16 protein-coding genes are annotated in these 21,024 nt (G+C 43.9%); 4 read left to right on the forward strand and 12 right to left on the reverse strand.

Translation table 11 applies throughout. The annotated features are described in order from the left end of the window. Positions 1-137: 137 nt before the first annotated feature. The 8 genes from JMX07_RS03705 to JMX07_RS03740 all read right to left on the reverse strand — a co-directional run bounded on the left by JMX07_RS03705 (position 138) and on the right by JMX07_RS03740 (position 11,254). The gene (locus JMX07_RS03705) at positions 138-1,415 is read right to left on the reverse strand and encodes a PQQ-dependent sugar dehydrogenase (protein ID WP_201606358.1); all 1,278 of its coding nucleotides are present in this window, start codon (positions 1,413-1,415) and stop codon (positions 138-140) included. Between the two features lie 298 nt (positions 1,416-1,713). Then, on the reverse strand, positions 1,714-2,868 hold the full coding sequence (locus JMX07_RS03710; RefSeq protein WP_201606359.1) for an RNA-guided endonuclease InsQ/TnpB family protein: 1,155 nt from the start codon (positions 2,866-2,868) through the stop codon (positions 1,714-1,716). After that, positions 2,865-3,476: an IS607 family transposase gene (locus JMX07_RS03715; RefSeq protein ID WP_201606360.1), complete on the reverse strand. Its 612-nt coding sequence runs from the start codon at positions 3,474-3,476 to the stop codon at positions 2,865-2,867. Before JMX07_RS03715 ends, JMX07_RS03710 begins: the two co-directional genes overlap by 4 nt. Positions 3,477-3,639: 163 nt before the next feature. Next, the gene (clpB, locus tag JMX07_RS03720; RefSeq protein ID WP_201606361.1) at positions 3,640-6,237 is read right to left on the reverse strand and encodes an ATP-dependent chaperone ClpB; all 2,598 of its coding nucleotides are present in this window, start codon (positions 6,235-6,237) and stop codon (positions 3,640-3,642) included. A 309-nt stretch (positions 6,238-6,546) separates the two neighbouring features. Then, positions 6,547-7,128, reverse strand: a complete 582-nt coding sequence (locus JMX07_RS03725; RefSeq protein WP_201606362.1) for a L,D-transpeptidase family protein — start codon at positions 7,126-7,128, stop codon at positions 6,547-6,549. A gap of 111 nt (positions 7,129-7,239) precedes the next feature. Continuing rightward, positions 7,240-8,031, reverse strand: a complete 792-nt coding sequence (locus tag JMX07_RS03730) for an SDR family NAD(P)-dependent oxidoreductase (RefSeq protein ID WP_201606363.1) — start codon at positions 8,029-8,031, stop codon at positions 7,240-7,242. A 72-nt stretch (positions 8,032-8,103) separates the two neighbouring features. Beyond that, a complete protein-coding gene (locus tag JMX07_RS03735; RefSeq protein WP_201606364.1) occupies positions 8,104-9,819 on the reverse strand; it encodes an AMP-binding protein in 1,716 nt (571 codons plus the stop codon). 304 nt (positions 9,820-10,123) lie between these two features. After that, complete coding sequence (locus JMX07_RS03740) at positions 10,124-11,254, reverse strand: DNA topoisomerase IB (RefSeq protein WP_201606365.1); 1,131 nt, start codon at positions 11,252-11,254, stop codon at positions 10,124-10,126. Positions 11,255-11,442: 188 nt separating this feature from the next. On the opposite strand from JMX07_RS03740, the gene JMX07_RS03745 reads away from it, so the two are divergent. Further along, a complete protein-coding gene (locus tag JMX07_RS03745) occupies positions 11,443-11,895 on the forward strand; it encodes a GNAT family N-acetyltransferase (RefSeq protein WP_201606366.1) in 453 nt (150 codons plus the stop codon). A gap of 83 nt (positions 11,896-11,978) precedes the next feature. Here the strand turns inward: JMX07_RS03745 and JMX07_RS03750 are convergent, their stop codons facing one another. From JMX07_RS03750 to JMX07_RS03765, 4 genes are all read right to left on the reverse strand, one after another. Further along, complete coding sequence (locus tag JMX07_RS03750) at positions 11,979-12,263, reverse strand: pyrimidine/purine nucleoside phosphorylase (protein WP_201606367.1); 285 nt, start codon at positions 12,261-12,263, stop codon at positions 11,979-11,981. Between the two features lie 61 nt (positions 12,264-12,324). Next, positions 12,325-13,420, reverse strand: a protein-coding gene (gene prfB, locus JMX07_RS03755; RefSeq protein ID WP_102078362.1) for a peptide chain release factor 2 whose coding sequence is annotated in 2 segments (ribosomal slippage) — positions 12,325-13,347 and positions 13,349-13,420 — 1,095 coding nt in all. Because the reading frame shifts where the segments join, the coding sequence is not laid out codon by codon here. 125 nt (positions 13,421-13,545) lie between these two features. Continuing rightward, on the reverse strand, positions 13,546-14,247 hold the full coding sequence (locus JMX07_RS03760; protein WP_191113847.1) for an HAD family hydrolase: 702 nt from the start codon (positions 14,245-14,247) through the stop codon (positions 13,546-13,548). Positions 14,248-14,404: 157 nt separating this feature from the next. Beyond that, positions 14,405-14,941 (reverse strand): gamma carbonic anhydrase family protein, encoded by a 537-nt coding sequence (locus JMX07_RS03765; RefSeq protein ID WP_201606368.1) that lies wholly within the window; start codon positions 14,939-14,941, stop codon positions 14,405-14,407. 262 nt (positions 14,942-15,203) lie between these two features. Here JMX07_RS03765 and JMX07_RS03770 point away from each other — a divergent pair, with 262 nt between their 5' ends. From JMX07_RS03770 to carB, 3 genes are all read left to right on the forward strand, one after another. Next, on the forward strand, positions 15,204-15,752 hold the full coding sequence (locus JMX07_RS03770; protein WP_058025191.1) for a phosphatase PAP2 family protein: 549 nt from the start codon (positions 15,204-15,206) through the stop codon (positions 15,750-15,752). Between the two features lie 284 nt (positions 15,753-16,036). Continuing rightward, positions 16,037-17,278: a glutamine-hydrolyzing carbamoyl-phosphate synthase small subunit gene (carA, locus tag JMX07_RS03775; RefSeq protein WP_201606369.1), complete on the forward strand. Its 1,242-nt coding sequence runs from the start codon at positions 16,037-16,039 to the stop codon at positions 17,276-17,278. Positions 17,279-17,431: 153 nt separating this feature from the next. After that, positions 17,432-20,695: a carbamoyl-phosphate synthase large subunit gene (gene carB / locus JMX07_RS03780; protein WP_102078365.1), complete on the forward strand. Its 3,264-nt coding sequence runs from the start codon at positions 17,432-17,434 to the stop codon at positions 20,693-20,695. The last annotated feature ends 329 nt before the right edge of the window (positions 20,696-21,024 follow it).

Genomic DNA, 21,024 nt, shown 5'->3' on the forward strand with positions numbered 1-21,024 from the left:
AGGTCTTAACTATCAATCTATTACAAAATAAAACTTGATAAAATTATTAATTTACTCTAAAAGAATTGAATAGTTTTATTAAAATAATTAAATATATAGGTAGGTAAATACGTCCTTAATTCGATGCTATTTAGATGTTATTTGGGTAATAATCTGAGTAATTGTGCATCATTACCGTCTTCAAGTGTCCACACTTGCCCGTCTACTGCTAGCACACTGCGTACACGCTCACCCATGTCATAACGGTAACGCTCAGCCGCGATATTGTCTTCACTTATGCCCACTACGATAAGCGCTTTAGACGATAAGCCACTGATAAGCGCATTGCCCTGCCAGCTAGGAAAGTCATTATGAGTACCAGTCGCATAAATGCTCATAGCAGATGGTGATATGACAGGTGTCCAAGTAATTTTAGGTGCCGTAAACTCTGGCTTTGTGTCATGGTCAGGAATATCTAAACCTGAATAATTGCGTCCATTGGATACCACTGGCCAGCCATAATTGTTACCCTTCTCAATAATATTAAATTCATCCCCGCCCTTTGGTCCCATCTCGTGCGCCCAAAGCTGTCCGCTATCGTCAAATGCCATACCAAGCACATTGCGATGTCCGATGGTCCAAAACTGTTTGGCCAACTCATTATCAGTAAACGGATTGTCTGTCGGGGTGTTACCATCAGGACTCAACCGTATTATCTTACCCAAATTACCATTCATGTCTTGTGCTGGGTCTTTGTCTTGACGCTCGCCTGAGCTGATATATAGATAGCGGCCATCGGGCGAAAACAGCAGGCGATGACTATAATGTCCTTGCCCCGTAACTTTCGGAGTCTGTTGCCAGATGGGCGTGATATCTTGCAACGTAGGTGTGGCTGTCTCTAATCCTGAGAGTGTCGCCTTGATTACTTTAGCGCCAAATTTATTACTATCATTTCCTGTTCCTGCTTCCGCATAACTAAGATAGATGGTATTGGACGTCGCAAAATCCGGAGCCACGATGATATCTCCTAAGCCGCCTTGACCACCGTAAGCGACTGTAGGAACGCCTTCGATTTTGGTCTTATTGCCCGTCGCTGTATCTACGATAAATAGCTCACCTGTTTTTTGTGTCACCAGTAATTTTGGCGCTTCGTTATCTGCAATGGGTAACGCTGTCATAGCCCAAGGCTCATTAAAGGTAGCGATTGCTTTGGTGGTAAAGTCAGGCTTGCTAGTCTTTGTTTGTGTGGTGGTTTGTGTGGCGGTTTGAGCATCGTTATCTGAAATGGAAACTTCTTGAGATTCTGTTGCAGTGCTTTTGTTATTGCTAGGACTTACTGTAGAAGGGTTAGAGCACGCGGCAGTGCTAAACAGCAATGCTGCAATGATTAGTGGCGAAGTTAAAGGTATATCTATACGTTCAATATGGGCTGTCATCGTTCTGTTTCTCCGTTCAGTTGATACTGGTACTATTAGACATTGATTTAGTTATAGCATAGTCCTGATACTTAAGAGATATTGAAATGGTAAAAAAACAGTAACGTAAAACGCGCCTTATAAATAAAAACCGTTCCAAAAATCTTACTCAAACCTATTTAATATTAACTATTAAATAGGTTTGACGTTCTCTTTCTGCTTCGTTGTCATGCGCTACCTCTCGTTTGAGATTTAGACTGACCACGACTCCACAGACTTTTTTTAATTGGCGATGGAACTCACCGTCCAATAAACAGGATTATATGGCTGTTAAAATAACAGTCGCGTTATTTAAAATATTGATGCTGGCGTTGAGGTCACGGTCATGAGAAGCCTGACAGTTAGGGCATAACCACTCACGCATTTTCAATGTTAGCTGATCTTTACCAAGGATATGATTACAGTTTGAGCAAGTTTTTGAGCTTGGGTAAAAACGCCCAACCGATTTAACCGTCTTGCCTTGCCCATTGGCTTTGTAGATAAGCTGACGCTTAAATTCAAAGAAACCCAAGTCACTGATTGCTCTTGATAATCGCCTGTTCTTAACCATACCTTTGACGTTCAAATCCTCAATCGCAATCACATCGAACGTTTTAATCAAATCGGAGGTTATTTTGTGCAAAGAATCTTGTCTAATACATCTGATTTTATAGTGCAAACGAGAGAGCTTGGTTTTCGCTTTTTCTCTGTTTTTACTGCCTTTTTTAGTGCGACTAAGCGTTTTGTTTAGGGTTCTTAGTTTTTTAAGGTTTGTCTTGAGCGGTTTTGGTGCTTTAATTTTGGTGCCGTCCGATAAAACTAACAAGTCGGTAATGCCAAGATCGATACCAACGCTTTTACCTGTCTTTTTAGTGGTAAGTACAGCTTTTTGTATTTCAACAGCCACACTAACAAACCACTTACCACCACGTTTAGAGATGGTGGCTGACATGATCTTACCTTCAAAACGTAAAATTTCTTTTAAGCGAACCCAGCCCAAGTTTGGGATACGAATGGATTTACCTTTGATGGCAAATTGGTCGTTGGATAAACTAAATCTGTCGTCACGGCCTTTTTTACGAGCGGTTGGATACTTCGCTAAGCCTTTAAAGAAGTTGTTATAAGCATCACCCAATTGCATGATTGCCGCTTGCGGAGCACATTTGGTGACCTCTAGCATATAAGGAAATAATTCACGCTTAATGGCATTCAATTCGCGCCTGAGCTTCGCTTGTGAGGGTTTGTTTAGCTTTTTGGCATCAATTTCAATGCCTGTGACCAAACACGCATCACGGTACGCCTTGTCAAGCGCATACTGCCGTTGCCACTCATGCAAAGCCCAGTTGTAGGCTTTTCTCGCCACGCCACAAGCACGAGCAAGATGATTTGCCTGTACGTTGTTAGGTTTGAGTTCGATTGAGTGACCACGGATCATAATGCTTTTTTAACCGCCTCTATTAACTGTTGGTTTTTCTTGCTGCGAGAGCCGTAGAGTCTTGCTGAAAATACGGTGATAATCTCCAATACATCTTGTGCTAATTCTTGCTCAAAACTAAGCTCCTCACCCTCATTGATTATTACCACTTCAACGTCACAAGCCTCACACAACATGAAAACCAGTCCAGCACCAAATCGCAAAAGCCTGTCTTTATGGGTAATTACCAGCCGTTCAACTTGATTGTCCAGTATGTCGTCAAGCAGGCTTTTCAAGCCTTTCTTTTTATAATTCACTCCAGTATCAAGATCGGTAATCGTCTCAAAAGTCCAGCCTTGCTTAGCGCAATAAAGTTCCAAAACTTGAGATTGGCGAAGTAAGTCGTCTTTTTGATTACGACTCGATACACGAGCATAAGCAATGGTTTTTCTGTCTAATTTAGGTGGTGTATTCAAAGAATGTGGTCTGATTTCACTTAAATCATATCGCCTATGCCCGTTTTCGGTTCGCTTGGCGACTAACGTACCATCCTCATCCCAACGTCTTAATGTGGATTGAGCAACCCCGAAATGTTTGGCAGCCTCCCCAATACTAACCAGTTTCCCCATAACTCGCTCTCTATATAATAGATATAATTTATCTTTTATAGTAATAAATAGGTAGGTTTGTATATATTTTATTTAACTGTTTGCAACCCCTTACCTACGCTTGCAGATAAGGGGCTGATTTTAAGAGTATCGTTAGGTCATAAAGACATCGATGCCAATGTGATTAGCTCATTCTAAGCTTATCAAAAGTTAGCTTGTCATCGGCACCCACATCGACTTTGATAATATCACCAGCGACAAAATCCCCTGCTAATAGTTTCAATGACAATGGGTTTTCGATCTCTTGTTGAATGGCACGCTTCAAAGGACGAGCGCCATAAACAGGGTCATAACCCACCGCAACCAATTTATTCATCGCATCTGCTGACAGCTCAATATCCATCTCACGCTCTTGTATACGCTGACGTAATCGATCCAGTTGAATATCCGCAATACCTGCCATCTGCGACATACCAAGCGGATGGAAAACTACGATTTCGTCAATACGGTTGACGAACTCTGGACGAAAATGCTGCCCAACAGAATCCATTACTTCCGCTTTGATATCCTCATAGCTCTCACCAACCATCTCTTGAATCTTATGTGAACCCAAGTTACTGGTCATGATAATCACGGTGTTTTTGAAATCTACCACCCGACCTTGCGAATCGGTTAAGCGACCATCGTCCAATACTTGCAGTAAGATGTTGAACACATCAGGATGCGCTTTTTCTACTTCATCGAACAATATGACACTATATGGCTTACGGCGTACTGCTTCCGTTAATGTACCGCCCTCTTCATAACCGACATAACCTGGAGGCGCGCCCACTAAGCGGCTGACACTGTGTTTTTCCATATACTCACTCATGTCGATACGTACAATCGCATCTTCAGAGTCAAACAAGAAGTTTGCTAGTGACTTAGTCAGCTCAGTTTTACCAACACCAGTAGGTCCCAGAAATAAGAACGAACCAGAAGGACGATTGGGATCAGATAAGCCTGCACGGCTACGACGTACCGCATTGGCCACCGATTCGACCGCTTCGTTTTGACCGATGACACGCTCATGGAGCTTTTCTTCCATTGCGATCATCTTGTCACGCTCGCCTTGCATCATTTTGCTGACTGGAATACCAGTAGCGGCCGCAACCACTTCGGCGATTTCGTTGTCTGTCACCTTGTTACGTAACAATTTCACACCGCTACCTTCACCTGTCTGCTCTTTTTGCTCAGCCAAATCAGACTCATGAATACGACGTTCTAACTGCGGAATGGTTTCGTATTGCAGCTTACTCATGGTCTCGTAATCGCCTTCGCGGCTGGCTTTGTCATACGCAATACGGGCTTTATCTAGCTCGTCTTTTAGCTGTTGACTGCCTTTGACCAGTGCTTTCTCTGCCTGCCAAACCTCGTTGAGATCAGCATACTCTTTTTCCAATTCCGCTATTTGCGTATCGAGCACTTTACGCTCGGCTTGCGCGCCAGCATCTTCTTCATTTTTGAGCACTTCACGCTGCATTTTTAATTGAATCAAACGGCTATCAAGCTTACCTAATGATTCAGGCTTGCTATCCATCTCCATGCGCAGACGACTGGCCGCTTCGTCAATTAAATCAATCGCTTTATCTGGTAGCTTACGGTCAGTGATATAGCGATGACTCATGCGCGCAGCAGCGATAATGGCACTATCTTGAATATCGACGCCATGATGCAGCTCGTAACGCTCTTTTAGACCACGTAATATCGCAATGGTATCTTCGACCGTTGGCTCATCGACTAGTACTTTTTGGAAACGACGCTCAAGCGCTGCATCTTTTTCGATGTACTTGCGGTATTCATCAAGCGTCGTCGCTCCGACACAATGCAGCTCACCGCGTGCCAATGCAGGTTTTAGCATATTACCCGCATCCATTGCACCTTCAGATTTACCCGCACCAACCATCGTATGTAGCTCATCGATGAATAGGATGACATTGCCTTCTTGCTTGGCCAAATCACTGAGTACGCTTTTGAGGCGCTCTTCAAACTCACCACGGAATTTTGCCCCAGCGATTAGCGCTCCCAAATCTAACGACAGCACTTCTTTACGGCGCAGACCTTCTGGTACGTCACCATTGATAATTTTTTGTGCCAAACCTTCGACGATGGCTGTTTTACCAACGCCCGGCTCACCAATCAGCACAGGGTTATTCTTGGTACGGCGTGACAGCACCTGAATAGTACGGCGGATCTCTTCGTCACGGCCAATGACAGGATCTAGCTTGCCAAGCTCTGCTTGTTCAGTCAGATTGATCGTATATTTATTGAGTGCATCACGCTGATCTTCTGCGTTTTGGTTATTCACTGTATCATCACCGCGTAATTGCTCAATCACCGCTTTTAGTTTGCTTGCTGTCACTCCAGCACTTTCAAATATCTTTTTGGTTTCGCCTTGCTCAGCGAGTGCCAACATCACCCATTCTGTTGCGATAAAATCATCGCCTTCTTTCTGCGCCTGACGATCGGCCAAGTTCAATATTTTGACCGAGTTTGGGTTTAGGTTGACGTCACCTGTAGGCTCCGAAATGGTCGCTTGGTTATCTAATGCTTTGGCCACGCCATTTTTTAGCGCTGGAATAGAAGCGCCTGCTTGTTGGCAGATAGATAAATTAGACTCATCTTGTAGCAAAACTGCAAGCAAATGTACAGGATCAATGCCCGTGTGATCGCGACCTAACGCTAGGCTCTGAGCTTCTTGAATCGCTGATTGCAGTTTTTGAGTGAATTTCTCAAATCTCATGTTTATATCCTTTTATAATTAGTATTTTTAGTGGAACTTCTAGGGACTATTTTAGTCTAGTGCCCACTGTTATCTGTCACTTATATAAGGTATATATACACCTATTTCAAGACGATTACCAAATAAAACCTTACTTAAGACAATGATATTTATTATTAATAATATTTAAATGGGCTATTAATACTAGTTAAAGGAAGTTAGTAGATAAGAAACGTCATCTTATTGATATAAATTGAAGAGAAATCTCCGTTGAATACGGTAATAAGCAATGCATTTATTTAGTCTAGACCCAATCATAATCCGACTATTCTACTCCACGATTTCGATAGGAGTACCAAGTATCACCGCTGCCATAATTTCATCCATCTCATCATTGGTAACCGCGATACAACCATCTGTCCAATCGCGTCGTTGATTCAACCAGCCCAAATGTCCAAAGCCATTCATTTGCCCATGAATCATGATATCGCCGCCCGGATTGACCCCTAATGAATTCACTCGTGCCTTGTCTTCATCATTAGGATAGCTAATATGGATAGAGCGATGGGCAATAGAGTTCTCGTTTTTATAATCTAAGGTATAAATCCCAACGGGCGTACGCTGATCGCCTTCTTGTTGCTTATGACCTGATGGACTGCCCCCTAGCGCAATACGATACCACCTAATGACTTTACCACCGCTCATTAGCTTTAAGATACGATCTGATTTGTCGACGAAGACTCGATCAATCACTATAGAGGAAGGAATGGGGTTTTCGGGTTTTGAGGTGCTTTTGACATAAGCAATAGCGCTGGTGCTGACAATAGCAGCAAGACTAAGACCAATGATAATGGGCAACCAAGGCGTACGCTGCTCATTTGATGAGTAAGATTTCTTATAAAAAAATGGCATAGACTTTGATTCCCATAATTAATTTTTTGTCATTAATCATATGTATTAAAGCACTATGCCAGATTCTGTAGATACGTTTTGTGCAAAAATGATGAATCACTCACTAGACTGCTACACCATGCGAATCGCACCATCTAAGCGAATGACTTCACCATTTAGGTAAGCATTATCGATGATATGAGTGACCAATTTGGCAAACTCATTGGGAGCGCCTAAACGTTTAGGGTATGGCACACCTGCCTCTAGCTGCTCTCGTGCCTTTTCAGGAATGCTTTCCATCATCGGCGTAGCAAAGACACCTGGTGCGATGGTCATTACGCGAATACCATGACGTGCTAGCTCGCGAGCAAGTGGCAAGGTTAAACCAACCACGCCTGCTTTAGACGATGAATAGCTGGCTTGACCTACTTGTCCGTCAAAGGCTGCGATAGAGGCTGTATTAATAATAATACCTTGATCTACATTCTTCTCTACATGGTCGCCTGCACTACTGTCATTCGCTATACGCTTGGCAATGCTAGCAGCAACCAAACGGGCAACATTGAATGAACCGACCAAATTAATATTGACCCCGCGACTAAATGCCTCAAGCTCTGCCGGATTGTTATCGCGATCTAGCAGTTTTTGTACCACTACAATACCAGCACAGTTGATTGAACCTTGTAGGCCGCCGAAAGCTGACTCTGCCATGTCGACCGCTGACTGCACTTCATCACCGTTAGTGATATCACAGCGTACAAAACGCGCACTATCACCTAACTCAGCGATCAATGCTTGCCCAGCAGATTCATTTAAATCAGCGATAACGACGTTGCCACCTTGACTTACGATCGCCCGAGCCACTGACTCTCCCAAACCTGATGCACCGCCTGTGACCAAAAAGCTGTTTTCTTTAACTTGCATGATTATTCCTTTAAATTTTTGCTTCTTATTAGATATTTTTCTATTAAATTTATGTAAGTTTTACCAAATTATTTATGCGGCAGACAGACTACGCAGCAAAAAGCGTTGAATCTTACCACTTGGCGTTTTCGGCAGTTCTGTCACAAACTCGACCTCACGCGGATACGCATGAGTGGATAGCCGTTTGCGTACCAGCTCTTGGATTTCTTTAGCGATTTGCTCACTGCCTTCGATGCCATCTTTTAGTACCACGTAAGATTTAATAGTGTGACCGCGCACTTCATCTGGCACACCTACCGCCGCAGACTCTGCCACTGCTTCATGCTCTAATACAGTGTTTTCGACATCAGTGGGGCCTACGCGGTAACCTGCGGTAATAATGATGTCATCATCACGGCCTGAGAACCAGTAACTACCATCACTATGACGCTCGACTACGTCGCCTGTCAGATAGTAATCATCTACAAAGGCTTGTTTTTCATTCCAGCTATAGCCACGGAAATAAAACGCAGGTGACTGACTGACGACGACTGCCAGTTGCCCTTGCTCACCATCTGGCAGTACATTCATATCATCATCTAATACGACTAGTGTATGACCTGGGAGCGCCATACCCATCGAACCAACAGGACAATCATGCGCCAATGCATGATGTGCACAGCAAGTCATGCCAGTCTCTGTTTGGCCATATTGGTCTTTGACTTGGCACGCCAGATAGTTTTCAACCCAGTTGACCACTTCTGTATTTAATGTCTCCCCTGCCGAGTTGGCACAGCGCAAAGATAGCTTAGCATTGGTATCGTTATGAGAGCCTTCATTAACACTATCAAATACACCACTAGATTTCATCATTCGAAATGCAGTTGGTGAAGAGGCCAAATTGGTAATCTTATGACGTACCATAAACTCACGGGTATTGGTCGCGTCAAATCCTGCTTCATTAAAATAAGTGGTCATGCCCAGTAGCAGAGGCCCTGTGATGGCATAGTACAAGCCATATGCCCAGCCAGGATCGGCCATATTCCAATACTGATCATCTACGCGTAGGTCGATGGCATAACGCATATATAGGTAAAAAGCAGGTAACGCAGCCAATGGGACGCTGACGCCTTTTGATTTACCAACCGTACCTGAGGTAAACATTTGCAAAAATGGCGCATTCGTATCGAGCATCACTGGTTCGATCGTTTGCGACTGTGCTTCCATAGACTGGCTATAGTGATCGTCACCCCATGTCTGAGCATCCTCAGCACTGCCGACCAATACCATTTTAGTTTGCTCAGCCAAATCTTCAAACTTGCTGCGATTTTCTAAGTTAGTAAAAACGACTTTGGTATCGGCTTTATCCATCCGATATTTGATGGAGTCATAGCCAAAAGCGGTAAATAGCGGCTGATATACGGCGCCGATACGCCATGTTGCCAATACAACAGTCAGTAGCTCAGGCGTGCGTGGTAGCATCGTCGCTACTTTGTCGCCCGCTTTTACCCCATACGACTGTAGCAAGTTAGCGATTTGAGCACTCGCTTTGTCAAGCTCACCAAAGCTCATGCGTGTTATATTGCCTGCGGTATCTTCGTGTACTAGCGCGGCATTGTCAGCGCGGCCGTCACGTACATGACGACCACAGCAAGCCATATAAGCATTTAGTCGATCGTCCACCTGCTCGCCAAATATTTCTGACAGCAGTGTATCCATATCAAAATTATTATAGTAATCGGTATAGTTTTTGGGCGTGACGGTAGTATCTGTATCAATATTCGTCGGGGTTTGAGAGGCGGTTTTCATAAGCTAATCCTTTAGCAATAGCAGGTAACTGGTAAAATGGTATTTATAATTGAAGAACGGCCACATCCTATAGACCGTTTCATAGGTTCGTATTTATCATGCTCTATTAGTAACGCATTTCTAATTTTATTTCAATACATAACGTATCATTTTTATTTTATAGAAATAGAGATAATCTATAACTAATTATCATTAATTCGCTATAAGTCCGCGAAGACACCTACAATAGCCAAAGTACTGCCGCATATTTTCAATTTCCTATTAAAGAATTAACACCTCAATATTATTATCTAAAACCTCACACTTAAACATCAGCTCTTAAAAACCCTAATAACGCTTTTTCTTCACAGCTTTGGTATTTCTTAGTTCGTCCACGGCGCGCTTGTTTGTAAGTTTCAAAGAACTGCCCTGCCAAAAAACGCTCAATGACAATGGGATGAATATAAGAGGCACGGCATACGGTCGGCGTGTTGCCTAGCTCTGCTGCGACACTTTTTACCATCTCAGTAACTAATTGCTGTCGCTCAGCGCTTTCTGGTGCACTGGTTAATATATTAGCGCCTGCAGACGTTTGTAGCTCATCATATAGGTAGCTTGCCGCAAGTACACTTGCCATCCATGTACGAAAATCCTTTGCGCTGTATAGCTTGCTTTCACAGTCCATGCCGCACGTGTGCATCCGTAAGTAATCATTGATATCGCTACTGTCAACGACTTGCTTATGTCCGTTGTCATCTAGATATTTGAATATCTGATAGCCTGGCAGCTCAGAACAGGCTTGCACGATATCTATTAAACGTTCATCTTGCAGCTCAATGTGGTGTTCTTTTGCGCTTTTGCCGACAAAATCAAACGCCAGTCCATTGTCGGTTTCACTGACATGCTTGCTGCGTAGCGTACTCAGACCATAGCTTTTATTTTGCTTGGCATAACGACTATTGCCAATACGAATCAAAGTGGTCTCTAGCAATTTAACAACGGCAGCAAGTACGTTGGTGCGTGACAATGACTCTGCTTCCAAATCTGCCTCCACCTGTGCGCGTAGATTGGGCAGCGCCTCTGCAAACCCTATCATCGCATCAAATTTTGCTTGGTCACGGATATTGTTCCATGACGGATGATACAGGTACTGTTTGCGAGATTTTTCGTCTCGTCCTGTTGATTGCAGATGGCCTCGTTCGTCTTGGCATATCCACACCTCTGACCACATGGGCGGTATCACCAATGCATCAAAACGCTGACGTAATGCTTTGTCTTTGACCGTGTTGCCTGTTGCATCACGATAAGTAAAGCCGCGACCCCAACGTCTACGCTCGTAGCCTGGTTCATTGTCACTCACATAACGCAAATTGGCACGGCGTGCGAGATGCTCGTAATCATGACGCACGTCTTTGGTCATTATCTGCTGGTTTGCCTTTACTGTTGCCTTTGCCATAAACCTGTATACCTTTGAGAATTCATGGTTTTAGCATAATTAATGACGGTAGTTTTTGCTGTTTATTTGGCACAGACAAAGTGTAATGCTGTGTAAAATAAAGCAGTGATAAAAATAGCGATACGGGTTCTAAATGCTGTATTTTTGAGGCATAATTCAGCACTACTCACGACTTAAGTTTATAAAAAATGGACCATTCACCTGTGAAAATAAAGGCACTCGCCCTCGCCGATCATGATCTTTGGGCGCACTTATGGCAAAACTATCTGACATTTTATGAGACCAATTTGCCGTCAGGCACGACGGAGACGACGTGGCGCAATCTGCTTGATGATGACATCCCTGTTTATGGAATTGGGGCGTGGAAGAATGGTACATTGGTAGGTTTTACCCATGTCGTAATACATCCAACGACTTGGAGTAGTACGGCATGTTGTTATCTACAAGACCTCTATGTCGATGAGTCTGTACGTGGACAGAGCATCGGACGAATATTAATTGAAGCCGTATATGGTTTTGCTGATGAAAAAGGCTGTAATCACGTTTATTGGAAAACTCAAGAAAGTAATGCTAATGCACGCCAACTGTATGACAAAGTCGCAAGCTTAACGGACATGGTGCAGTACCGTAAAAACTTATAGTTTTTTATAGTTCGGAAATAAAAAAAGCCAAGCATAAAATACTTGACGTTTTTCGTTTTAATATTGCTATAACTTAGAAGTCGTTATTTGCCGTATACACATAAGTAAGCGGTTTCGACGTCTACTTTCACTTGGAACTTTTTATCAGCTTCAACAGTAAATTGCTCGCCAGCGTTAAACGTTTGCCACTCATCACTCTCTGGTAGCTTAACAGTCAATGTACCGCTCACCACACTCATGGTTTCGAATTCACTAGTGCCAAACTCATACTCACCAATTTCCATGACGCCGACAGTCGCAGGCTTGGTAGCCGTTTGAAAAGCAATAGAAGTCACTTTATCATCAAAATAATTATTAACGCTTGGCATAATTTTCCTTAATTAAATATTGGTTACTATTTTAGAACGGCTGCTTATTTAAAACGGCCTTTTACAGTCCTGCTTTTAGACTCGCTTCAATAAACTGATCGAGGTCACCATCTAGCACAGCACCAGTGTTAAAGGTCTCAACACCCGTACGCAAGTCTTTGATACGTGAGTCATCAAGTACGTATGAGCGAATTTGACTGCCCCAGCCGACATCAGACTTACCATCTTCAACCGCTTGCTGTGATTCCATACGTTTTTGCATTTCCAGCTCATAGAGCTTAGCACGTAGCATTTTCATCGCCGTGGCTTTGTTACCATGTTGACTACGCTCATTCTGACAGGTCACTACCACGCCCGACGGCTCATGGGTAATACGTACCGCAGAATCTGTCGTGTTTACGTGCTGACCACCCGCGCCAGATGAGCGATAGGTATCGATACGCAAATCCGCTGGATTGATATCAATCTCGACGTTGTCGTCAATCTCAGGCGACACAAACACCGCAGCAAACGACGTATGACGACCATTATTACTATCAAATGGTGACTTACGTACTAGACGGTGGACACCAATCTCGGTACGCAACCAGCCAAACGCATAATCGCCTTTAATCTCAATGGTTGCCGACTTGATACCAGCCACGCTACCTGATGACACTTCAATAACATCTACTTTGAAACCATGTGCTTCTGCCCAGCGCGTGTACATGCGTAGTAGCATTTCAGCCCAATCTTGCGCTTCAGTGCCGCCACTACCTGACTGAATATCCAAGTAGCAGTTATTTGGATCCATCTCACCGCTAAACATCCGGCGGAATTCCAAATCAGCAACGCGTTTCTCAGCGCTATCTAGCTCGCTCTGCACATCAGCTAGCAATGACTCGTCTTCTGCTTCGACTGCCAACTCTAGCATGGCAGACGCGTCTTCTAGTGTCGTCTCAAGAGAAACCACCACATCGATGACACCATCAAGGTGACTTTTTTCTTTATTAATTTTGGTCGCACGCTCTGGATCGTTCCATAGCTCAGGGTTTTCTAACTCTAAATTGACTTCTTCTAAGCGTTCTTGCTTACCATCGAAGTCAAAGATACCTCCGCAAATCCTGCCCACGCTCTGATAAATCTTTAATTTGCTCTTGATACGGATTGATTTCCATAAATGTTCCTGTTTTTCTAATAAAAATAAATAATGCATGTGGCGCTATTTTAAATGAGATTGATACTAAATGGTTCGTTAATTATCGCTGATGCCAATATTGCTACTATTATTAGATTAGACAGCCTAGATCGACCAATCTTCTACTGCCCAGCGATGTGCCAAAGCATGCGCATGTAACGCATCATCAGGTGACACGCAAACGGCCACATCAGCCCATTCCAGTAACGGAATATCATTTTTGGAATCTGAATACGCGTACGTTTTTTCAAAGGTGATGCCAGAGGCTTGCTGTTTATTTAGCCATTTATCCAAATGGTATATTTTGCCCGCTTGGAAGTTTGGTCTGTCAGTTAGCTTACCTGTATAGCGATTGTCTTTGATCTCTAATGGCGTTGCCAATACATTGGCTTCTTCCACGCCAAAACGCTTGGCAATAGCCGATACCACAAAATCATTGGTCGCAGAAATAATCACCACATCGTGCCCTTGCTCAATGTGCTGACATAACGCTTCCATCGCTTTTGGGCGAATATGTGGCTCGATTTCGCTTTTAATATAGTCTTCTCTTAGCTCATCAAGTCTATCAAGCGGCAGACTGCTTAAAAACTGCGCGACGAATTCATTGTACTCTGTCGCATCTAGCGTACCTTCAATATAGTCATTATAAAATTTCTGATTGGCAGTGCGGTACTGCGCCTCATCGACAAGGTCATGCTTTACGATATACTCACCCCAGAGATAATCGCTATCGACATCAAGTAATGTATGATCTAAATCAAATAATGCCAGTTGTTTTTGTTGTGTTTGTGCTTGATTTGCCTGCATGGTGAGACCTTATCGTTGGTTGCGAAAAAATATGAATCGTTTTATAAAACTGGGTACGTTATGCATTAAGGCTGACCGTATTAATTGAACAGTCTATCAATGAAATAAGTCTGCGCCCTATCGTCTATCTATTTAAACTTAGCTCGTTTACTTACCCTTAATCAGGCATCGCTATTTCTGTCAAGCCTGTTTTAAATTTCTGGCAACGCTCAGCATAATGTAGCGCTGACATTTTTAGCATCGCTGCTTGCTCATCTGTCAGCGTCTTGACCACTTTTGCAGGCGCGCCCATCACTAGCGAGTTATCAGGAATAACCTGACCTTCAGTAATCAAGGCTTTTGCCCCTATCAGACAGTTTTTGCCAATTTTGACATTATTAAGTACCACAGCACCAATACCAATCAGGCTATTATCACCGACTTCACAGCCATGCAGCATCGCTAGATGACCGATAGTCACGTAATTACCAATAGTCACTTTGATACCTGCATCAGTATGAATCACACTGTTTTCTTGCACATTACTATAGTCGCCGATATGAATACGATCGTTATCGCCGCGTATCACCGCACCAAACCAAACATTGACCTGATAACCCAAATACACATCACCGATTACTTGTGCCGAGTCAGCGACCCAACCATTGAATGGTACGGCAAACTCAGGGGTTTTGTCTAAATATTTAAATATCATCGTTTTTCCTTAGTAAGGATAATGTTATTTTGGAGTAAGTCATTGGTTATACCACAATCATTTTTATGCTTATTTGATTCGCATGTCAAAGAACCATCTCACTTTGGACCATAGCCATAAAAAATATATTTTACAGTATACAGTCCCATTTAATACCTTATCGTGTGTCCACTTTATAGTACAATTAGCAAGGCCAACATTCTCATTTTGCTATCGTAGCGCCTGCCCTAACAAGTACCGCTACCCTACTAAGGACGCATCCATGCTTCGCGAAACACACGTACCTATTATCTTGTTGGCAAGTAGTGTGATCATCACCGCGCCCAGTTATGCTGAAGATACCTCAAGTTTGGAGAGAGCCGGTGACATTGTTGCGGTTGCCATACCTGCCATTGCTTATGGCAGCACGCATTATATGAATGACAAAGAGGGACGTCAGCAATTTTATCAATCATTTGCTACCAATCTTGCCGTGACCTATGCTGTGAAGTCAACCATTAATAAAGAGCGCCCTGACCATAGCGACAATGACTCCTTCCCATCAGGACATACTTCTTTGGCATTTCAGGGCGCAAGCTTCATTCATAAACGCTATGGATTAGAATATAGTATTCCAGCTTATGTTGGCGCAACTTTTGTAGGTTATAGCCGTGTTAAAGCGGAAAAACATGATGTGGCTGATGTATTTGCTGGTGCAGCACTAGGGGTTGCCAGTAGTATGTATTTGACCAAAAGCTATAACGATCAGCTTCTCATCACAACCAATCTTGCGCCTGACTATTACGGGCTGTCTGTCCACTACCAGTTTTAATCACTCAGTTTGCCCTTGATACTAGCCATAAGTTACTATTTTGTATATAATACGCAAAATCTGTGCCTAAGCGAGCGGACATGATGCAAGTTACCTATTCACTATCTAGTGGGTTTTGTAGTTTTCATCAATAATGTCTTCTCGCTTTTTTGTGGAAAATTTTTGTGTGTCGTCCTTTTATTACTTCTATATGACAACAGTCAAATGCCGTAAATAAAAGGATACGGAGCAATTTTAGACCAACAAAACACGATGGCACTCACCAATAACAGCGGAGGCAATCCTTGAATTCATCGGCAGAAATACAAGCAATTTTGGCACTAGCAGACGGTACAATCTTTCGCGGTGTCAGTATCGGCAGCCTAGGTCATCGTATTGGTGAGGTCGTATTTAATACCGCCATGACAGGGTATCAAGAAATCCTAACCGATCCAAGTTATGCCCGCCAGCTGGTGACTTTGACTTACCCTCACATCGGTAATACAGGCACCAATAGCGAGGACACAGAATCTGGCAATGGTCACAAAGTATGGGCAGACGGTCTTATCATTCGTGATGCCACCATGGCAACCTCTAACTTCCGTAACTCAGAGTCACTTAGCGACTATTTACAGCGTAATGAGACAGTGGCTATCGCTGAAATTGATACGCGTCAGCTAACACGCTTATTACGTGATAAAGGTGCACAGAACGGCTGTATCATGACTGCCTCAAACGGCGAGACTATCAGTAGCGACGATGAGCAAAAAGCGATTGAGTTAGCAAAAGGCTTTGCAGGTCTAAAAGGCATGGACTTGGCAAAAGAATGCTGCACTAAAGAGAACTTCGAGTGGACAGCAGGTACTTGGGATTTATCAGACACCCTACTCAACCGTGATATTCATGGTAGTCATGATAGCGGTACTGGCGGCTTCTTTAAGCAACTTGGCACTCATATCGATTCTAAATACAACGTCGTTGCTTATGACTTCGGTAGCAAAACCAACATCCTACGCATGCTCGTTGACCGCGGTTGTCACGTAACGGTTGTACCAGCACAGACCCCTATCGCAGATGTGCTAGCAATGAACCCAGATGGCATCTTCTTATCAAACGGCCCTGGTGATCCTGCAGCTTGTGATTACGCTATCGATGCGGTACGTCACATCATTGAGCAAACTGACGTGCCAACGTTTGGCATTTGCTTAGGCCATCAACTGATTGGTCTGGCTAGCGGTGCAAATACCATCAAAATGAAAACGGGCCATCATGGTGCCAACCATCCAGTACAAGACTTAGCGACTGGCACGGTGATGATTACCAGTCAGAACCATGGTTTTGCGGTTGATGAAGACACGCTACCTGACAACGTTAAATCTACTCATCGCTCATTATTCGATGGTACCAACCAAGGTATCGAGCTGACCGATAAGCCAGTCTTTAGCTTCCAAGGTCACCCAGAAGCCAGCCCTGGTCCACATGACTGCGCGCCATTGTTTGATAAGTTTGCAGATATGATGGAAGCGGCTAAAACTGCCCAAGCGTAAACGGTTGATTATAAATACATAATAAGTAAACGCTTGAATCGCCCATAGCGGTTCAAGCGGCACTAAATAAAGCACTGCAAGCATAAAACGCATTGAGCGTTATCAAAAATAAAGATTACTCAAATTATCACCCAAACGAAGGTAGCTCCAACTATGCCAAAACGTACCGACATAAAAAGCATTCTTATCATTGGCGCAGGCCCTATCGTCATCGGCCAAGCATGTGAGTTTGACTATTCAGGCGCACAGGCGTGTAAAGCACTAAAAGAAGAAGGCTACCGCGTCATCTTGGTCAACTCAAACCCTGCAACAATCATGACCGACCCTGTCATGGCTGACGCGACCTACATCGAGCCGATTACTTGGCAAACCGTTGAGCAAATCATTGCCAAAGAACGTCCAGATGCAATCTTGCCAACGATGGGCGGACAGACGGCTCTAAACTGTGCGCTAGAGCTAGACAAGCACGGTGTATTGACTAAGTATAACTGCGAGTTGATTGGTGCAACCAAAGACTCAATCGAAATGGCAGAAGATCGCAACTTGTTTGATAAAGCCATGAAGCGTATCGGCCTTGAGTGCCCTCGCGCTGAAACGGCTGAAACCATGGAAGAAGCCTTTGCTACTCAAGAAAAAATGGGCTATCCATGTATCATTCGTCCATCATTCACGATGGGCGGTTCAGGCGGCGGTATCGCTTATAACCGCGATGAGTTCATCGAAATCTGCGAGCGTGGTTTTGATTTGTCTCCAAACCATCAGCTACTCATCGATGAGTCATTGATTGGTTGGAAAGAATACGAGATGGAAGTGGTTCGTGACAAAAACGACAACTGCATCATCATCTGCGCCATCGAAAACTTTGACCCAATGGGCGTGCATACAGGCGACTCAATCACCGTCGCACCAGCACAGACCTTGACCGACAAAGAATACCAAATCATGCGTAATGCGTCATTAGCAGTACTGCGTGAAATCGGTGTAGAAACGGGCGGCTCAAATGTACAGTTCGGTATCAACCCTGATACCGGTCGCATGGTCGTCATCGAGATGAACCCACGCGTATCACGCTCGTCTGCCCTAGCCTCAAAGGCCACTGGCTTCCCGATTGCCAAAATCGCAGCAAAACTGGCGATTGGTTATACGCTAGACGAATTGCAAAACGACATCACTGGTGGCAAAACGCCAGCCAGTTTTGAGCCTGCGCTTGATTATGTCGTGACCAAGATACCTCGTTTCAACTTCGAAAAATTCCCGCAAGCAGACAACATCCTATCGACTCAGATGAAATCGGTCGGTGAAGTGATGGCGATTGGTCGTAATTTCCAAGAGTCGATGCAAAAAGCCTTACGCGGTATGGAAACAGGTGCGGATGGTTTTGATGAGCAAATTGACTTATCAAAAGTAAGCGTTGAAAAAGCACGTAGCGAAATCATAAACCGCCTAACTATTCCAACACCTGAGCGTATCTACTACGTTGCTGATGCATTCCGCGTCGGTATGAGTGTCGATGAAGTGTTTAACTTTACCAAGATTGACCCATGGTTCTTGGTACAGATAGAAGACATCGTTAAAACAGAAGCTACCGTAAAATCACTTGGTTTTGGCGGATTGAACGAGAAAAATCTACGTAGCTTTAAACGTAAAGGTTTATCAGATTTGCGTTTGGCTAAATTGCTTGGTATCTCACAAAAGCAACTTCGCAAAAAGCGTTGGGATCTAAACGTCTATCCAGTCTATAAGCGTGTCGATACCTGTGCCGCAGAGTTTGCTACTAGCACGGCTTATATGTACTCGACGTACGATAGCGAATGTGAAGCGAACCCAACAGACAAAAAGAAAATCATGGTTATCGGCGGCGGTCCTAACCGTATCGGCCAAGGTATTGAATTTGATTACTGCTGTGTGCATGCAGCGCTTGCTATGCGTGAAGATGGTTACGAGACCATCATGGTCAACTGTAACCCTGAAACGGTTTCAACCGATTATGACACTTCTGACCGTCTATACTTTGAGCCAATCACATTAGAAGACGTGCTAGAAATCGTTCGTATCGAAAACCCTGATGGCGTGATTGTACAGTTCGGTGGTCAAACGCCATTGAAACTTGCTCGTGCACTAGAGTCAGCAGGCGTTAAAATCATCGGTACTAGCCCAGATGCAATTGACCGTGCCGAAGATCGTGAGCGCTTCCAGCATATGATTCAGCAGCTAAACCTAGTACAGCCGTCAAACGCACTAGCAACCAGCTTAGAAGACGGCTTAGTGAAAGCAAAAGACGTAGGCTATCCATTGGTTGTACGTCCATCTTATGTGTTAGGTGGCCGCGCGATGGAAATCGTCTACAACGAAGACGAGCTAAGACATTACCTACGTACTGCGGTACAAGCATCGAACGAAGCGCCTGTCCTACTAGATCGCTTCTTAGATGATGCTATCGAAGTTGATGTCGACTGTGTATGCGATGGCACTGATGTCGTTATTGGCGGTATCATGCAGCATATCGAACAGGCTGGCGTTCACTCAGGTGACTCAGCATGTTCACTGCCGCCATACTCACTGTCTAAAGAGCTATGTGATGTTATGCGCGCACAGACGGTCGCCATGGCAAAAGAGCTAGGCGTTATCGGTCTGATGAACGTACAGTTCGCAGTAAAAGGCGAAACCGTATATATCCTAGAAGTGAACCCACGTGCTGCACGTACAGTACCGTTCGTCTCTAAGTGTATCGGTACTTCTTTAGCACAGGTTGCTGCGCGCTGTATGGCTGGTACTTCGCTTAAAGATCAAGGCTTTACCACTGAGATTGTTCCAGCATTCTATGCGGTCAAAGAAGCGGTATTCCCATTCGCTAAGTTTCCAGGTGTTGACCCAATCTTGAGTCCTGAGATGAAATCAACGGGCGAAGTTATGGGCGTGGGCAAAACCTTTGGCGAAGCATTCTACAAGGCCATTATCGGTAGTAATGAGCGTCTGCCAGGTCTACCAACTGAAGGCGAGACAAAAACCGTCTTTATCTCAGTTCGTGACAGTGATAAAGCCCAAATCGCTCCGATTGCTCGTCAGCTTGCAGACTTTGGCTTTAAGATTGTCTCGACCACTGGCACGCAAAAAGTACTGAGCGACGCTGGTATCGAAAGTCAGCAAATCAACAAAGTTACTGAAGGTCGCCCGCATATCGTTGATGCCTTGAAAAACGGCAAAATCGACCTTATCATCAATACTACTGAAGGTAAGCAAGCTCAAGAGGATTCGTTCTCTATTCGCCGTAGTGCGCTACAGGGCAAAGTATTCTACGTCACCACGTTAGGTGCCGCTGATGCCGTCTGCAAATCTTACGCGATTGACTTACCGTTTGATGTCTATAAGTTACAAGATTTGCATGAGCAAGCAAAGTCTATTGACGTGGCTGAATAATTTCAGTAGATTAAGCATAACCGTTAGGCTTGCCTAAAAGCTCACTCAAGTATCGTTGTTTGCTTTAAATATAGCCAACCATGCTTGAGGAACGATACCTTTACCGTGATAGACCTAAAAAGCATAGTGGCTAAATTGCGACTATGCTTTTTATTACGTAAGCTTAAGTGCGCCTATGCTTGAATTGAGGTGAGATGCACTCATAAATAATGGCCAACTTATTCATTACATCGTCTTAATTATCACTCTTTTATATTTTATATCCATTGCAACAACACTGACACCATCTCATTATGAGGTGGTGTGGTGTTATTGGTTTAAGGAAAAAA

The sequence above is a fragment of the Psychrobacter immobilis genome (assembly GCF_904846235.1).
Classification (GTDB): Bacteria; Pseudomonadota; Gammaproteobacteria; order Pseudomonadales; family Moraxellaceae; genus Psychrobacter; species Psychrobacter immobilis_C.

Excerpts from the sequence above, each read along its gene's own strand:
- clpB (WP_201606361.1), bottom strand. The coding sequence starts at position 6,237 with ATGAGATTTGAGAAATTCACTCAAAAACTGCAATCAGCGATTCAAGAA.
- JMX07_RS03705 (WP_201606358.1), bottom strand. The coding sequence starts at position 1,415 with ATGACAGCCCATATTGAACGTATAGATATACCTTTAACTTCGCCACTA.
- JMX07_RS03735 (WP_201606364.1), bottom strand. The coding sequence starts at position 9,819 with ATGAAAACCGCCTCTCAAACCCCGACGAATATTGATACAGATACTACC.
- JMX07_RS03765 (WP_201606368.1), bottom strand. The coding sequence starts at position 14,941 with ATGATATTTAAATATTTAGACAAAACCCCTGAGTTTGCCGTACCATTC.
- JMX07_RS03725 (WP_201606362.1), bottom strand. The coding sequence starts at position 7,128 with ATGCCATTTTTTTATAAGAAATCTTACTCATCAAATGAGCAGCGTACG.
- JMX07_RS03715 (WP_201606360.1), bottom strand. The coding sequence starts at position 3,476 with ATGGGGAAACTGGTTAGTATTGGGGAGGCTGCCAAACATTTCGGGGTT.
- JMX07_RS03745 (WP_201606366.1), top strand. The coding sequence starts at position 11,443 with ATGGACCATTCACCTGTGAAAATAAAGGCACTCGCCCTCGCCGATCAT.
- JMX07_RS03710 (WP_201606359.1), bottom strand. The coding sequence starts at position 2,868 with ATGATCCGTGGTCACTCAATCGAACTCAAACCTAACAACGTACAGGCA.
- JMX07_RS03730 (WP_201606363.1), bottom strand. The coding sequence starts at position 8,031 with ATGCAAGTTAAAGAAAACAGCTTTTTGGTCACAGGCGGTGCATCAGGT.
- JMX07_RS03750 (WP_201606367.1), bottom strand. The coding sequence starts at position 12,263 with ATGCCAAGCGTTAATAATTATTTTGATGATAAAGTGACTTCTATTGCT.
- JMX07_RS03770 (WP_058025191.1), top strand. The coding sequence starts at position 15,204 with ATGCTTCGCGAAACACACGTACCTATTATCTTGTTGGCAAGTAGTGTG.
- carB (WP_102078365.1), top strand. The coding sequence starts at position 17,432 with ATGCCAAAACGTACCGACATAAAAAGCATTCTTATCATTGGCGCAGGC.
- JMX07_RS03760 (WP_191113847.1), bottom strand. The coding sequence starts at position 14,247 with ATGCAGGCAAATCAAGCACAAACACAACAAAAACAACTGGCATTATTT.
- JMX07_RS03740 (WP_201606365.1), bottom strand. The coding sequence starts at position 11,254 with ATGGCAAAGGCAACAGTAAAGGCAAACCAGCAGATAATGACCAAAGAC.